Source organism: Hydrogenophaga sp. ZJX-1, assembly GCF_048590325.1.
Classification (GTDB): domain Bacteria; phylum Pseudomonadota; class Gammaproteobacteria; order Burkholderiales; family Burkholderiaceae_C; genus Hydrogenophaga.
In genome coordinates, this window is the sequence record NZ_JBMBRA010000001.1 from 653,743 (window position 1) to 668,246 (window position 14,504).

Annotated in this window: 11 protein-coding genes and 4 tRNA genes; 10 read left to right on the plus strand and 5 right to left on the minus strand. The window is 63.5% G+C overall.

The window, feature by feature from the left end; translation table 11 throughout:
• The first annotated feature begins 58 nt into the window (after positions 1-58).
• From lon to ACN5W5_RS03250, 7 genes are all read left to right on the plus strand, one after another.
• A complete protein-coding gene (lon, locus tag ACN5W5_RS03220) occupies positions 59-2,491 on the plus strand; it encodes an endopeptidase La (RefSeq protein WP_420047145.1) in 2,433 nt (810 codons plus the stop codon).
• Positions 2,492-2,569: 78 nt separating this feature from the next.
• Positions 2,570-2,645, plus strand: a tRNA-Gly gene (locus ACN5W5_RS03225).
• Between the two features lie 73 nt (positions 2,646-2,718).
• Positions 2,719-2,792 (plus strand) — tRNA-Cys (locus ACN5W5_RS03230).
• 24 nt (positions 2,793-2,816) lie between these two features.
• Positions 2,817-2,892, plus strand: a tRNA-Gly gene (locus ACN5W5_RS03235).
• A gap of 137 nt (positions 2,893-3,029) precedes the next feature.
• Positions 3,030-3,122, plus strand: a tRNA-Leu gene (locus ACN5W5_RS03240).
• 44 nt (positions 3,123-3,166) lie between these two features.
• Entirely contained in the window at positions 3,167-3,793 is a 627-nt protein-coding gene (locus ACN5W5_RS03245) for a DUF6806 family protein (protein ID WP_420047146.1), read from the plus strand.
• A gap of 93 nt (positions 3,794-3,886) precedes the next feature.
• Entirely contained in the window at positions 3,887-5,200 is a 1,314-nt protein-coding gene (locus tag ACN5W5_RS03250; protein ID WP_420047147.1) for an MFS transporter, read from the plus strand.
• 32 nt (positions 5,201-5,232) lie between these two features.
• Here ACN5W5_RS03250 and murI read toward each other — a convergent pair whose 3' ends face one another.
• Both murI and ACN5W5_RS03260 read right to left on the minus strand, forming a co-directional pair.
• Entirely contained in the window at positions 5,233-6,045 is an 813-nt protein-coding gene (gene murI, locus ACN5W5_RS03255; protein ID WP_420047148.1) for a glutamate racemase, read from the minus strand.
• The gene (locus tag ACN5W5_RS03260; protein ID WP_420047149.1) at positions 6,042-7,595 is read right to left on the minus strand and encodes a fumarate hydratase; all 1,554 of its coding nucleotides are present in this window, start codon (positions 7,593-7,595) and stop codon (positions 6,042-6,044) included. Before ACN5W5_RS03260 ends, murI begins: the two co-directional genes overlap by 4 nt.
• Positions 7,596-7,727: 132 nt before the next feature.
• Here ACN5W5_RS03260 and fumC point away from each other — a divergent pair, with 132 nt between their 5' ends.
• The gene (fumC, locus tag ACN5W5_RS03265; protein WP_420047150.1) at positions 7,728-9,125 is read left to right on the plus strand and encodes a class II fumarate hydratase; all 1,398 of its coding nucleotides are present in this window, start codon (positions 7,728-7,730) and stop codon (positions 9,123-9,125) included.
• Between the two features lie 69 nt (positions 9,126-9,194).
• Here the strand turns inward: fumC and ACN5W5_RS03270 are convergent, their stop codons facing one another.
• Positions 9,195-9,794 (minus strand): TIGR00645 family protein, encoded by a 600-nt coding sequence (locus ACN5W5_RS03270; protein WP_420047151.1) that lies wholly within the window; start codon positions 9,792-9,794, stop codon positions 9,195-9,197.
• A gap of 220 nt (positions 9,795-10,014) precedes the next feature.
• Here ACN5W5_RS03270 and acs point away from each other — a divergent pair, with 220 nt between their 5' ends.
• A complete protein-coding gene (acs, locus tag ACN5W5_RS03275) occupies positions 10,015-12,009 on the plus strand; it encodes an acetate--CoA ligase (protein ID WP_420047152.1) in 1,995 nt (664 codons plus the stop codon).
• Between the two features lie 96 nt (positions 12,010-12,105).
• Here the strand turns inward: acs and ACN5W5_RS03280 are convergent, their stop codons facing one another.
• A complete protein-coding gene (locus ACN5W5_RS03280; RefSeq protein ID WP_177135144.1) occupies positions 12,106-12,411 on the minus strand; it encodes a c-type cytochrome in 306 nt (101 codons plus the stop codon).
• Positions 12,412-12,533: 122 nt separating this feature from the next.
• On the opposite strand from ACN5W5_RS03280, the gene ACN5W5_RS03285 reads away from it, so the two are divergent.
• Positions 12,534-12,773 carry a TIGR04438 family Trp-rich protein gene (locus tag ACN5W5_RS03285; protein WP_420047153.1) on the plus strand — a complete coding sequence of 80 codons (240 nt, stop codon included), beginning with the start codon at positions 12,534-12,536 and terminating at the stop codon, positions 12,771-12,773.
• A gap of 23 nt (positions 12,774-12,796) precedes the next feature.
• Here ACN5W5_RS03285 and ilvD read toward each other — a convergent pair whose 3' ends face one another.
• On the minus strand, positions 12,797-14,503 hold the full coding sequence (gene ilvD, locus ACN5W5_RS03290) for a dihydroxy-acid dehydratase (protein WP_420047154.1): 1,707 nt from the start codon (positions 14,501-14,503) through the stop codon (positions 12,797-12,799).
• Position 14,504: the final 1 nt, after the last annotated feature.

Here is a 14,504-nt window from a genome sequence, read left to right on the forward strand (position 1 = left end):
GATGCACACGGTTTAGACCGCCCGCATCTGCCCAAGACCATTTTGTTGAGGTTGAGAAATGTCCGGACAAACCCCTTTGCCCAGCACGCCGGTTGACCTGCCACTGCTGCCCTTGCGCGACGTGGTGGTGTTCCCGCACATGGTGATCCCGTTGTTTGTGGGTCGCCCGAAAAGCATCAAGGCGCTGGAATCCGCCATGGAAGCGGAGCGCCGCATCATGCTGGTGGCCCAGAAAGCCGCGGCCAAGGACGAGCCCTCCACGGAGGACATGTTCGAGATGGGCTGCGTCGCCACCATCCTGCAGATGCTGAAGCTGCCCGATGGCACCGTGAAGGTGCTGGTGGAGGGCGTTCAGCGCGCCAAGGTGTTGTCGATCACCGATGGTGAGACCCACTTTGTCGCCAGTGTCAACCCGGTGGACCCCGCGATCGAGCGCGCCGACATCCTGTCGACCGAACTCGAAGCGTTGCGCCGTGCCGTGATGCAGCAGTTTGACCAATACGTCAAACTGAACAAAAAGATCCCGTCAGAAATCCTGACCTCGATCTCCAGCATCGACGACCCGGGTCGCTTGGCCGACACCATTGCCGCCCACCTGCCGCTCAAGCTGGAATCCAAGCAGGTTGTGCTGGATCTGGACCCGGTGAACAAGCGGCTGGAAAACCTGTTCGAACAGCTCGAACGCGAAGTCGACATCCTCAACGTCGACAAGAAGATCCGTGGTCGCGTCAAGCGCCAGATGGAAAAGAACCAGCGCGACTTCTACCTCAACGAGCAGGTCAAGGCGATCCAGAAGGAGTTGGGTGAAGGCGAAGAGGGCGCCGACATCGAAGAGATCGAGAAAAAGATCAAGGCCGCCAAGATGCCCGCCGAGGCACGCAAGAAGGCCGATGCCGAGTTCAAGAAGCTCAAGCTGATGTCGCCCATGTCGGCCGAAGCCACCGTGGTGCGCAACTACATTGATGCCTTGGTGGCCTTGCCTTGGAGCAAGAAGACCAAGATCAAGCACGACCTGGCGCACGCCGAAGCTGTGCTCAACGAAGACCACTACGGACTGGACAAGGTCAAGGACCGCATCCTTGAGTACCTCGCGGTCCAGCAGCGCGTTGACAAGGTCAAGGCACCGATCCTGTGCTTGGTCGGCCCACCCGGTGTGGGCAAGACCTCGCTCGGCCAGTCGGTGGCCAAGGCCACCGGCCGCAAATACGTTCGCATGGCCCTGGGGGGCATGCGTGATGAAGCCGAGATCCGTGGCCACCGCCGCACTTACATCGGCGCCATGCCGGGCAAGGTGCTGCAAAGCCTGTCCAAGATCGGTACGCGCAATCCGCTGTTCCTGCTCGATGAAATCGACAAACTGGGCACCGACTTCCGCGGCGATCCGTCAAGCGCCTTGCTGGAGGTGTTGGACCCGGAGCAGAACCACACCTTTGGCGACCATTACGTCGAAGTCGATTTCGATCTGTCCGACGTGATGTTCGTTGCCACCTCGAACTCGATGAACATCCCGCCGGCCCTTCTGGACCGGATGGAAGTGATTCGTCTCTCGGGCTACACCGAAGACGAGAAGACCAATATCGCGATCCGCTACCTGTTGCCGAAACAGCTGAAAAACAACGGCATTCGCGAAGGCGAGATGGAGGTGAAGGACGATGCGGTGCGCGACATCGTGCGTTACTACACCCGCGAAGCTGGTGTGCGTTCACTGGAGCGTGAGCTCTCCAAGATCTGCCGCAAGGTGGTCAAAGGTCTGCTGCTCAAAAAGTACACGCCCACCGTGGTTGTGGATGCTGAAAACCTCAGCCAATTCCTGGGAGTGCGCAAGTACAACTACGGGCGCGCCGAAGCGCAGAACCAGGTGGGGCAGGTCGTGGGCTTGGCATGGACCGAAGTCGGTGGCGACTTGCTGACCATCGAAGTGGCGATCATGCCCGGCAAGGGCGTGATCACGCGGACCGGCTCGCTGGGTGATGTGATGAAGGAGTCGGTGGAGGCTGCGCGCACAGTGGTTCGCAGCCGTGCCCGGTCACTCGGCATCAAGGACGAACAGTTCGACAAGCGCGACATCCACATCCATGTGCCCGATGGCGCCACACCCAAGGACGGACCGAGTGCCGGTGCGGCCATGACCACGGCGTTGGTGTCCTCGCTCACGGGCATCCCAGTGCGTGCCGACGTGGCCATGACCGGAGAGATCACCTTGCGTGGTGAAGTCACCGCGATCGGTGGCTTGAAGGAAAAGCTCCTGGCGGCTTTGCGTGGTGGCATCAAGACCGTGATCATTCCCGAAGAAAACGTGAAGGATCTGGCCGAGATTCCCGACAACGTGAAGCAGGGTCTGGAGATCGTGCCGGTCAAATGGATCGACAAGGTGCTGGCCATTGCACTGGAGCGCCAGCCGGTTCCGCTGACCGACGAAGAGGTGGCGGCGCAGGTGGCCGCAGCGTCCGTGCGCCCGGCGGCACCCGCTCCCGATGCCGTGAAACATTGAGTCAAAAAAATTGCGGGGGCTTGAAAAGAGGCGTTTTTCTGCGCTAGAATTCTAGCTTCTGACAAACATCAGAAATATGCGGGAATAGCTCAGTTGGTAGAGCGCAACCTTGCCAAGGTTGAGGTCGCGAGTTCGAGTCTCGTTTCCCGCTCCAGTTTTGAAAAAGGGAAGCCGAGCTTCCCTTTTTTGTCGATTGGGATGAATGGGTTTTCCGATTCATCGCATTGGGCGCGATAGCAAATCGGTTATGCAACGGATTGCAAATCCGTCTAGCCCGGTTCGACTCCGGGTCGCGCCTCCAGTCACTGGTTGGTATCAGAAATATGCGGGAATAGCTCAGTTGGTAGAGCGCAACCTTGCCAAGGTTGAGGTCGCGAGTTCGAGTCTCGTTTCCCGCTCCAGCATCAAAGAAAAAGGGGAAGCATGCTTCCCCTTTTTTTTTCCTTTTCACGGTGGTTGGTCACGGCAAGCCGAGCAGGGGTTGACCAGGCTGCAACGCGCCAAGAGCGCCTGGTGAACCTGCGACAATGACCGGCTGGCCTCGATGGTGAAATTGGTAGACACAGCGGACTTAAAATCCGCCGCTTTCCCGTGAGGGGGCGTACCGGTTCGACCCCGGTTCGAGGCACCATGTCCCCTAGGCTTTTTCCGGTTTCACCGGTACAGTGAGTTTCCATGACCCGATACAACGCGCCCTTTGAAATCCACGTGCATGGCGATGTGCCCTTGCGCGAGGATGTGGCCTACGGCCAGATTCAGGATGCGCTCAAGCCACTCTGGCAGTACGCCGGTGGCCGCTCGCTGGCGGCAGCGGCCGAGAGCAGCTACGAGGACGAGCCGGGTATCCGATTTGACGCGGAAGCACACGTGTTGCAGATGTGCTGGACGGTGCCGGGTGATGAGGATTTTCGCCAGGTGATCGAAGAGGCCTGCATGGGCTTGAACGACATCGCTTCGGCCGGTGCACCGCTTGAAGTGTCCTTCTACGACACCGAGTTCGATGAAGAAGACGAGTCCTCGGAAGAGGAGGCGCGTGACGACTTCATGATGTGTTTTGTCGGGCCCACGCCCGCAGCCATCATGCAGGTGCAGCGCGACCTGCTGGTGCAGGACGTGGTCCACATCATGGAGCGGCACTTCGACGCGGCCGAACTGGGTGATGTGGTCGGCTCGATCGACAAGCTGTTCTCGCAGCGCTTTGACGCCCTTGTCAATTCCATGCAGCTGGGTCGCCCGCCCCGTGGGCATGGTGGCGGTTCTTCGGGTCACGGTGGCGGGCGCAAGCCTCGCCACCTGCATTGACAAGCTTGATGACCGGCGGTCTGCCGTGTGTGCAGGCCAGACCCAAGCCGAGGCTTTGGGTTCGCCAACGGCGCGTGAAGCCGTGAGGCGTTGATGGCGCTGTTTTCCACCGAAGCCCTGAATCCCGGCGTGCGCAAGCGCGAGGTGTTTGGCTGGGCGATGTACGACTTCGCCAATTCGGGCTACACCACCGTGGTGCTGACGGCCGTGTTTGCCGCCTATTTTGTGGGCGCTGTCGCCGGCGGTGCCGCTTGGGCCACCTTCGCCTGGACGCTGGCGCTCAGTGTGTCGCATGCCATCGTGATGGTGACCATGCCCGCCATGGGGGCCTGGGCCGACCGCTACGGCGCCAAAAAGAGACTTTTGCTGTTCACCACCGCGGGCTGCGTGCTGGCCACGGCCGCTCTGGCTTTCGTCGGGCCCGGGATGGTGGCGCTGGCGGTGCTGTTGATCATTGTTTCCAACGTGTGCTTTGCCTGGGGCGAGTCCCTGATTGCAGCGTTCCTTCCAGAACTCGCGCGGCCGGCTGCCATGGGCCGGGTCAGCGGCTGGGGCTGGAGCTTTGGCTACTTTGGCGGCATGCTGGCGCTCGGTCTGAGCCTGGTGTACGTGATCCGGGCCCAGGAGCGGGGGCAGACCGCCGTCCAGTTCGTGCCCGTGACCATGTGGATCACTGCCGGCATCTTTGCGCTCGCGGCGCTGTTCACCTTCAAGCTGCTGCAAGAACGGGCCGAACCCCAGACCCGGCCGGCTGAACGCGGATTGAGGGCTTCCTTGAGCCGACTGCAGGCCGCCTACCGCGACGCCCGGCGCTACCGGGATTTCATGTGGTTGCTGGCCTGCGCGACGGCCTACCAGGGCGGTGTGACCGTGACCATCACGCTGGCGGCCATCTACGCGGAGCAGGTGATCGGCTTTGTGCAGCAGGAAACCATGGTGCTGATCTTCGTGCTCAACATTGCGGCTGCATTGGGAGCGTTTGCCTTCGGCTACTGGCAGGACCGGCTGGGCCACAAGCTCGCGCTGGGCATCACCCTGGTCGGATGGATCGCGACCTGCATCATCGCCGCACTCACCACCACCAAGGGCGGTTTCTGGTACGCGGCCGCGATAGCTGGCTTGTGCATGGGCTCCAGCCAGTCGTCTGGGCGCGCCATGGCGGGCATGCTGGCTCCGCCCAGGCAACTGGCCGAGTTCTATGGGTTGTGGACCTTTGCAGCGCGGCTGGCGAGTATCGTCGGGCCCTTGAGCTATGGGGCCATCACCTGGGCCACCGGGGGCAACCAGCGCCTGGCCATCGGATTCACGGCGCTGCTGTTTTTGCTCGGGCTGGTGTTGCTGCTGCCGGTCAACATGGAGCGGGGTCGCCGGGCGGCCTTGTCGGGTCCAGACCCGGCGAACGGCTGACCTCTGTGTCTCCCAGCGGGTTGTTCGCCGGATCAGACGCTGATGTGAGTGGCACCCACGGTGGTGCCGAGCCAGCGCGCCGCGGCCTGCGCCAAGGGGGCAGGGTCGCCGGTGGACAGCAGCGTGATCTGCGGTGTCGCACCCTCTGAAGGGTGGGCCTCGGGCAGGCCCAGCACCGCCCGCGTGCGGCGTGCCACTGGCGCGCCGGTTTCAACCAGACGAACGTCGGGTCCGGACAGCGCCTGCAGGATGTCGGCCGCGAACGGGTAGTGCGTGCAGCCCAGCACCAGCGTGTCCATGGGTTCCGGGACGCTGGCATTGGCGCGCAAAGCATCCAGGTAGCGTGCGCACAGCGCCCGTGTTGTGGTTTCGTCGCCGTGCTCGATCGCGTCAGCGAGGCCATCACAGGCCTGGCAGTTGAAGTGCAGCGGGCGGCCGGATTCGGACTCAATCCGGGTGCGCAGGTGGGCAAAGCGCTCGCTCTCGACGGTGCCGCGCGTGGCGAGCACGCCGATGTGCCCGGTCTGGCTCAGTGCAGCAGCGGGTTTCAGCGCGGGTTCCACGCCGACGATGGGCCAGTCGGGGTGTTGCTGGCGCAACGATTCGATGGCCAGGGCGGTGGCGGTGTTGCAGGCCACCACCAGGGCATCGACCGCATGGTCCTCGCGCAGGCGGGCGGTGATGCGCTGTGCCCGCTCTGCGACCTGCTGGGCGCTGCGTTCGCCGTAGGGTGCGTGAGATCCGTCGGCGAGGTAGACGTAGCGGGCTTGTGGTATTTCGAGCAGCAGGGTGCGGAGCACGCTCAGGCCGCCCACCCCGCTGTCAAAAACCCCGATGGTCTTCAAGCGGCGGCCACCGCGATACCTTTGAATTCACCCGAGGCGATGCGCTTGCTCCACTCGGCCGGACCGGTGATGTGGGCACTCGTGCCGCCCGCGTCCACCGCCACGGTCACGGGCATGTCGACCACGTCGAACTCGTAGATGGCTTCCATGCCGAGGTCGGCAAAACCCACGACCTTCGCGGTCTTGATGGCTTTGGAGACGAGGTAGGCGGCGCCGCCCACGGCCATCAGGTAGGCACTCTTGTGCTTCTTGATGGCCTCGATGGCGACCGGGCCGCGCTCGGCCTTGCCAACCATGGCGATCAGGCCGGTCTGGGCCAGCATCATCTCGGTGAAGCCGTCCATGCGGGTGGCGGTGGTGGGGCCGGCCGGGCCGACCGCTTCGCCCTTGACCGGATCGACCGGGCCGACGTAGTAGATGACGCGGTTGGTGAAGTCCACCGGCAGCGGTTCGCCCTTGGCCAGCATGTCCTGGATGCGTTTGTGGGCGGCGTCACGGCCGGTCAGCATTTTGCCGTTGAGCAGCAGGGTGTCGCCGGGCTTCCAGCTCGCCACTTCGGCGGCCGTGAGGGCGTTGAGGTCCACCTTCTTGCTCTTGACGTAGTCGGGCGTCCAGGCCACGTCGGGCCACAGGTCCAGGCTCGGCGGGTCGATATAGACCGGGCCGCTGCCGTCAAGCACGAAGTGCGCGTGGCGCGTGGCGGCGCAGTTGGGGATCATGGCCACGGGCTTGCTGGCCGCGTGCGTGGGGTACATCTTGATCTTGACGTCGAGCACGGTGGTGAGGCCGCCCAGACCTTGTGCGCCGATGCCCAGTGCGTTGACTTTTTCGAACAGCTCCAGGCGCATTTCTTCCACCTTGCTGAGCTTCTCGCCTTTGGATGCCTTGGCCTGCAGCTCGTACATGTCCAGGTCGTCCATCAGGCTTTCCTTGGCCATGAGCACGGCCTTCTCGGCGGTGCCGCCGATGCCGATGCCCAGCATGCCCGGCGGACACCAGCCGGCGCCCATGGTCGGCACGGTCTTCAGCACCCAGTCGACCACGTTGTCACCCGGGTTGAGCATGACCATCTTGGACTTGTTCTCCGAACCGCCGCCCTTGGCGGCCACGGTCACTTCCACCGTGTTGCCGGGCACGATCTCGGTGAAGATCACGGCGGGGGTGTTGTCCTTGGTGTTCTTGCGGTCGAACTGCGGATCGGCCACCACGCTGGCGCGCAGCGTGTTGTCGGGGTGGTTGTAGCCACGGCGCACACCTTCGTTGATCGCGTCGTCCAGGCTGCCGGAGAAGCCTTCCCAGCGCACGTCCATGCCGACCTTCAGGAACACGTTGACGATGCCGGTGTCCTGGCAGATCGGGCGGTGGCCGGTGGCGCTCATCTTGCTGTTGGTCAGGATCTGCGCGATGGCGTCCTTGGCGGCGGCGCTCTGCTCGCGTTCGTAGGCTCGGGCCAGGTGGGCGATGTAGTCGGCGGGGTGGTAGTAGCTGATGTACTGCAGGGCGGCGGCGACGGATTCGATCAGGTCGTTCTGGCGGATGCTCGTGGTCATGGCGTGGGGCAATGGTGTTGACGTGGACAAGGCGTGCCGCGCTGGTGGCACGGCGCAAGGTCTGCTACGGTGGGATCAGCCTGCTATTTTGACAGGCCCAGCCTTTCACCGGCTGACGACCGGAGCCATGCCATGAACACCCTGTCAACAACCCGCATCGAAACCGACAGCATGGGCGCCATCGAGGTGCCTGCAGACCGTCTGTGGGGCGCGCAGACGCAGCGCTCACTGGCGCACTTCGCGATCTCGGGCGAGCGTCTGCCGACCGAGCTGATCCGTGCGCTGGCCGAGGTCAAGCGGGCCTGCGCCGTTGTGAACCCGTCTCTGGCTTCGCTGGACGCCGACCGGGCGGACGCCATCGTGGCGGCAGCCGACGAAGTCATCGCCGGACGGCACGCGGGCGAATTCCCGCTGGTGGTCTGGCAGACCGGTTCGGGCACGCAGAGCAATATGAACCTGAACGAGGTGCTGGCCAACCGCGCCAGCGAGTTGCTGGGCGGCGCGCGGGGAGAGGGGCGGCTGGTGCACCCGAACGACGATGTGAACCGCAGCCAGTCGTCCAACGACGTGTTTCCCACCGCCATGCACCTCGCCGCGGTCAATGGACTGACACAGCGGCTGCTGCCGGCACTGGTGGCGCTGCGGGACACCCTGGACGCCAAAGCGGTGGCCTTCGACGACATCGTGAAGATCGGTCGCACCCACCTGCAAGATGCGACACCGCTGACGCTGGGTCAGGAGATTTCGGGGTGGGTGGCGCAGCTGTCGCATGCCGAGCGGCATCTGCACACCGCGCTGCCGCACCTGTGTGAGCTGGCGCTGGGCGGGACGGCGGTGGGTACCGGGTTGAATGCCCCGGCCGGTTTTGCCGAGCAGGTGGCGGCCGAGCTGGCCCGCCACACCGGCTTGCCGCTGGTGAGCGCACCCAACAAGTTCGAAGCATTGGCCACCTGCGACGCGCTGGTGCACGCGCACGGCGCGCTCAAGGGGCTGGCGGCCAGCCTGATGAAAATCGCCAACGACGTGCGCTGGCTCGCCAGCGGCCCGCGCAGCGGACTGGGTGAGCTGTCGATTCCGGAAAACGAACCTGGTTCGTCCATCATGCCGGGCAAGGTCAACCCGACGCAGTGCGAGGCGCTGACCATGCTGTGCTGCCAGGTGATGGGCAATGACGTGGCCATCAACATGGGCGGTGCATCGGGCAATTTCGAGCTCAACGTGTTCCGCCCGATGGTGGTGCACAACTTTCTGCAGAGCGTGCGCCTGCTCGCTGATGGCATGGCGAGCTTCAACGCGCACTGCGCGGCCGGTATCGAGCCCAACCGCGAGCGCATCAACGAGCTGCTGGAACGCTCGCTGATGCTGGTGACCGCGCTGAATCCGCACATCGGTTACGACCGGGCGGCCGAGATTGCGAAGAAAGCGCACCGGGAGAGCCTGACCCTGCGCGAGGCCGCTCTGGCGTTGGGCCACGTGTCGCCTGAGGACTTCGACCGCTGGGTGGTGCCACAGCAGATGGTCGGCCGCTGAGCTTTTTTGCTGGCGCCAGGATCAAAAAAGCGGCCTCAAGGGCCGCTTCCGGGGATGCGTTGCAGGGGCTCAGTGATCGCCACCCGCGGGTTTGCTCATCAGACGGTCGGTCACGGCGATGGCCATGGCGCTGAGCAGGAACACCACATGGATGATGGTCTGCCACATCAGCACCTTTTCTTCGTAGTTGGCGGCGTTGATGAACGTCTTGAGCAGGTGGATCGACGAGATGCCGATGATGGCCGTGGCCAGCTTGACCTTGAGTACTGACGCGTTCACATGGCTCAGCCACTCGGGCTGATCGGGGTGGCTCTCCAGGTTCATGCGGCTCACGAAGGTTTCGTAGCCGCCGACGATCACCATGATCAGCAGGTTGGAGATCATCACCACGTCGATCAGCGCCAGCACCACCAGCATGATGATGGTCTCGTTGAGTGAAGTGACTTCGAAGGATTCCTTGTAGCCAATGCTTTTGACCAGGGCTGCCAGCGCGTCTTTGTTGCCAAAGGCGGCCTCGATCAGGTGGACCAGTTCCACCCAGAAATGGAAGACATAGATGCCTTGCGCCAGGATCAGGCCCAGGTACAGCGGCAACTGCAACCAGCGGCTGGCAAAGATCAGGTTGGGCAAGGCCTGCAGGGTGCTGGGGTTTTTGACGGGTGTGCTCATGGAGTATTGAAGTGGCTAGCGGTGCGGGCAAACCCGTAGTGGGCGGGGCGATTGTAGAACCCGGTCGATGTCCGCTGTGCTACAAGTCCATCTTGGCAGGTCGCTGGATCGAACCGCCCTTTGGGGCGGGTTGTCCGCGCGAGTCTATGTAAGTGGCTCGTAAGAGCCTTTGCGCACATTCATGCGCTACCTGTTCCCACAACACCTGAGGAGACTGCCCATGTCCGCGCCTTCGTCGTCGATCGAATCCACCCTGGTCGAAAACCGTGTTTTTGAACCCACTGAAGCGACCCGCAAGGCTGCCCGTATTTCGGGCATGGATGCCTACAACGCCCTGTGTGCCGAGGCCGAAAACGACTTTGAGGGTTTCTGGGCCAAGCGTGCCCGCGAAACGCTGACCTGGAGCAAGCCTTTCACCAAGGTGCTGGACGAGTCGAACGCGCCGTTCTTCACCTGGTTCGAAGACGGTGAGCTCAACGCTTCGTACAACTGCCTGGACCGCCACATGGGCACGCCGGTGGAGAACAAGACAGCCATCATCTTCGAAGCCGATGGCGGCGAAGTAACCAAGGTGTCCTATAAGGAACTGCTGGCCAAAGTGTCGCAATTTGCGAATGCTTTGAAGGCCCGAGGCGTGAAGAAGGGCGACCGCGTCGTCATCTACATGCCGATGACGATCGAAGGCGTGGTGGCCATGCAGGCCTGCGCCCGCATCGGTGCGACGCACAGCGTGGTGTTCGGCGGCTTCTCCGCCAAGGCCTTGCAGGAACGTATCCAGAACGCCAGCGCCGTGGCCGTGATCACCGCCAACTACCAGTTGCGCGGTGGCAAGGAACTGCCGCTCAAGGCCATCGTGGACGAAGGCATCGCCATGGGCGGCTGCGAGTGCGTCAAGGACGTGATCGTCTTCCAGCGCACGCCCACCGCCTGCAACATGGTGGCGGGTCGCGACAGCTACATGCACGACGTGATGGCTTCGGAGTCCACCGACTGCCCGGCGGTCATGGTGGGCGCCGAGCACCCGCTGTTCGTGCTCTACACCTCCGGCTCCACCGGCACACCCAAAGGCGTGCAGCACAGCACCGGTGGTTACCTGCTGTGGGCCAACCTGACCATGAACTGGACCTTCGATCTGAAGGCCGACGACGTGTTCTGGTGCACCGCCGACATCGGCTGGATCACCGGTCACACCTACGTCGCCTATGGCCCGCTGGCCGCGGGCGCGACCCAGATCGTGTTTGAAGGTGTGCCGACCTACCCGAACGCCGGTCGCTTCTGGCAGATGATCGAGAAACACAAGTGCACGATCTTTTACACCGCCCCGACCGCGATCCGTTCGCTGATCAAGGCGGCCGAGGGTGACGAAAAGGTGCACCCGGCGCGCTCGGACCTGTCCAGCCTGCGCATCCTGGGTTCGGTGGGTGAGCCCATCAACCCCGAAGCCTGGATGTGGTACTACAAGCACATCGGCGGCGAGCGTTGCCCCATCGTCGACACCTTCTGGCAGACCGAGACTGGTGGCCACATGATCACGCCGCTGCCCGGCGCCACACCGCTGGTGCCGGGTTCGTGTACGCTGCCGTTGCCGGGTATCACGGCCGCCATCGTGGACGAAGCGGGCATGGACGTGCCCAATGGCGCGGGCGGAATCCTGGTCGTCAAGCGGCCCTGGCCTTCGATGATCCGCACCATCTGGGGCGACCCCGAGCGTTTCAAGAAGAGCTACTTCCCCGAAGAACTGAAGGGCTACTACCTGGCCGGCGACGGCGCGGTGCGCAGTCCTGACCGCGGATACTTCCGCATCACCGGCCGTATTGACGACGTGCTGAACGTCTCCGGTCACCGCATGGGCACGATGGAGATCGAGTCGGCCCTCGTCGGCAAGACCGACCTGGTGGCCGAAGCCGCCGTGGTAGGCCGTCCGGACGACTTGACGGGTGAAGCCATCGTGGCCTTCGTGGTGCTCAAGCGTTCGCGCCCCACGGGCGACGAAGCGAAGGCGATCGCCAAAGTGCTGCGCGACTGGGTGGGCAAAGAGATCGGTCCGATCGCCAAGCCCAAGGACATCCGCTTCGGTGACAACCTGCCCAAGACGCGCTCGGGCAAGATCATGCGCCGCCTGCTGCGCTCGATCGCCAAGGGCGAAGCCATCACCCAGGACACCTCCACCCTGGAGAACCCGGCCATCCTCGATCAATTGTCTGAAAACAACTGATCCTGTGTTGCTGGCGTCCTCGGGCGCCAGGAACCAGATAACAAAAAACCCGCTGGACTTCCAGCGGGTTTTTTTGTTGGAACAGCGGGAAGTGGATTACTTCTGGCTCAGCACCCAGGCAACCAGCTTCTTGGCCTCGGCCGCGCTCACCTGTGGGTTGGCAGGCATGGGGATCGCACCCCAGACGCCCGAACCGCCCTTGACGACTTTCTCGGCCAGCATGTCGGCGGCCTTGGCGTTGCCGGCGTACTTCTTGGCCACGTCCTTGTAGGCGGGGCCGACCAGCTTCTTGTCCACGGCATGGCAGGCCATGCAGTTCTTGCTCTTGGCGAGGGCTTCGTCGGCCATGGCGGGAGCGGAGATGGCGGCCACAGCGGCCATAATCAGGAGAGCGCGTTTCATGGTGTTGTCCTAGTGGGTGAACGTGAAAATCTCACAGACTGGATTTTACCCAGTGGGACAGCCCGGATACGCTCGCTTACAGTTTCTTGCCGGGCTTTATCGGACCTTTACTGGAGGGTGTGATGTATTTCCTCATCGCGGGCGTCGGCCTGTTGCTACTGAAGTACTTCGAAATTGGATTCGTTGCCGAGCTTTCCTGGTGGTGGGTGTTGTCGCCCTTTCCCATGGCCGTCGCTTGGTGGGCCTGGGCTGACAGCACCGGCTACACCAAGCGCAAGGAGATGGAAAAGATGGACCAGAAAAAGCAGGACCGCATTGAGCGCCAGCGCCAGGCGCTGGGCATGAAGAGCAAGCGCCGCTGAGCCTGCACGGGGTTTCCTGCCATTCAGTAGTTGTCAAGCACCGCACCGCGGCTTGCACTGGCTGCGTTGAACGCAAATTTGGCTTGCACGCCACGGGTGTAGCGGGGCGCGGGAGCGGTCCAGCCGGCTCGGCGGCGGGCAATTTCGTCGGCTGCCACGTTGAGCTCCAGCCGGAGGGCATGGGCGTCGATGGTGATGCTGTCGCCCTCGTTCACCAGGGCAATCGTGCCACCGGCTGCGGCCTCGGGCGCCACGTGGCCCACCACCATGCCCCAGGTGCCTCCCGAGAAGCGGCCATCGGTGATCAGGCCTACGCTCTCGCCCAGCCCTGCACCGATCAGCGCACCGGTGGGCGCCAGCATCTCGGGCATGCCAGGTCCGCCCTTGGGGCCGAGGTAGCGCAGCACCATCACGTCACCGGCCTTGATCTTGCCGTCCAGGATGGCCTGCAGCGCCGACTGCTCGTCGTCGAACACCCGCGCGGGGCCGGTCATCACGGGGTTTTTCAGGCCGGTGATCTTGGCCACGCAGCCCTCGGGTGACAGGTTGCCTTTGAGGATGGCCAGGTGGCCCTGGGCGTACATGGGTCGGTCGATGGGGCGGATCACGTCCTGGTCGGCGCGCGGCGTGTCGGGCACGTCTTTGAGCACTTCTGCGATGGTCTGGCCGGTGATGGTGAGGCAGTCGCCATGCAGCAGGCCGGCGTTCAGCAGCATCTTCATCACCTGCGGAATGCCGCCAGCGCGGTGCAGGTCGACCGCCAGGTAGCGGCCGCTGGGCTTGAGGTCGCAGAGCACCGGTGTTTTCACACGCACGCGTTCGAAGTCGTCGATGCGCCATTCGACGCCCGCGGCGTGCGCAATGGCCAGGAAATGCAGCACGGCGTTGGTCGATCCACCCGTGGCCATGATCACGGCCACCGCGTTCTCGATGCTCTCTCGGGTGACGATGTCGCGCGGCTTGATGTCTTTGCGGATCGCCTCGATCAGCACCTTCGCCGACTCGCGGGCCGAGTCCATTTTCTCGTCGTGCGGGTTGGCCATGGTGCTGGAGTAGGGCAGGGAGATGCCCAGCGCCTCGAAGGCTGAGCTCATGGTGTTGGCGGTGTACATGCCGCCACAGGAGCCCGATCCCGGGATCGCCCGCATCTCGATCTCGCGGAGCTCGGCGTCGCTCATGTTTCCGGCCGCGTTCTGGCCCACCGCTTCAAAAACGCTCACGATGTTCAGGTCCTGGTCTTTGTAGCGCCCCGGCAGGATGGTGCCGCCGTAGACATAGATGGCCGGCACGTTGGCGCGCAGCATGCCCATCAGGCCGCCGGGCATGTTCTTGTCGCAGCCACCGATGACGAGCACGCCGTCCATCCACTGCCCCTGCACGCAGGTTTCGATGCAGTCGGCAATCACCTCGCGGCTCACCAGCGAGTACTTCATGCCCTCGGTGCCCATGGCCATGCCGTCCGAGATGGTGGGTGTGCCGAATACCTGGGCGTTGCCGCCGGCTTCCTCAATGCCGGCGATGGCCGCGTCGGCCAGCTTCTGCAGACCCGAGTTGCACGGGGTGATGGTGCTGTGGCCATTCGCCACGCCCACCATGGGCTTGACGAAATCGGCCTCTTCGTAACCCATGGCGTAGTACATGGAGCGGTTGGGCGCGCGCGATTTGCCCTGGGTGATGTTGCGGCTGCGCGGGTTCATCGGCTGGATCGGAATGACGGTCGGTTTGGCCATG

Coding starts and splice junctions, on each gene's coding strand:
- ACN5W5_RS03270 (WP_420047151.1), bottom strand. CDS start 9,794: ATGAGCACACCCGTCAAAAACCCCAGCACCCTGCAGGCCTTGCCCAAC.
- lon (WP_420047145.1), top strand. CDS start 59: ATGTCCGGACAAACCCCTTTGCCCAGCACGCCGGTTGACCTGCCACTG.
- ACN5W5_RS03285 (WP_420047153.1), top strand. CDS start 12,534: ATGTATTTCCTCATCGCGGGCGTCGGCCTGTTGCTACTGAAGTACTTC.
- acs (WP_420047152.1), top strand. CDS start 10,015: ATGTCCGCGCCTTCGTCGTCGATCGAATCCACCCTGGTCGAAAACCGT.
- ACN5W5_RS03245 (WP_420047146.1), top strand. CDS start 3,167: ATGACCCGATACAACGCGCCCTTTGAAATCCACGTGCATGGCGATGTG.
- ACN5W5_RS03250 (WP_420047147.1), top strand. CDS start 3,887: ATGGCGCTGTTTTCCACCGAAGCCCTGAATCCCGGCGTGCGCAAGCGC.
- ACN5W5_RS03280 (WP_177135144.1), bottom strand. CDS start 12,411: ATGAAACGCGCTCTCCTGATTATGGCCGCTGTGGCCGCCATCTCCGCT.
- fumC (WP_420047150.1), top strand. CDS start 7,728: ATGAACACCCTGTCAACAACCCGCATCGAAACCGACAGCATGGGCGCC.
- ACN5W5_RS03260 (WP_420047149.1), bottom strand. CDS start 7,595: ATGACCACGAGCATCCGCCAGAACGACCTGATCGAATCCGTCGCCGCC.
- ilvD (WP_420047154.1), bottom strand. CDS start 14,503: ATGGCCAAACCGACCGTCATTCCGATCCAGCCGATGAACCCGCGCAGC.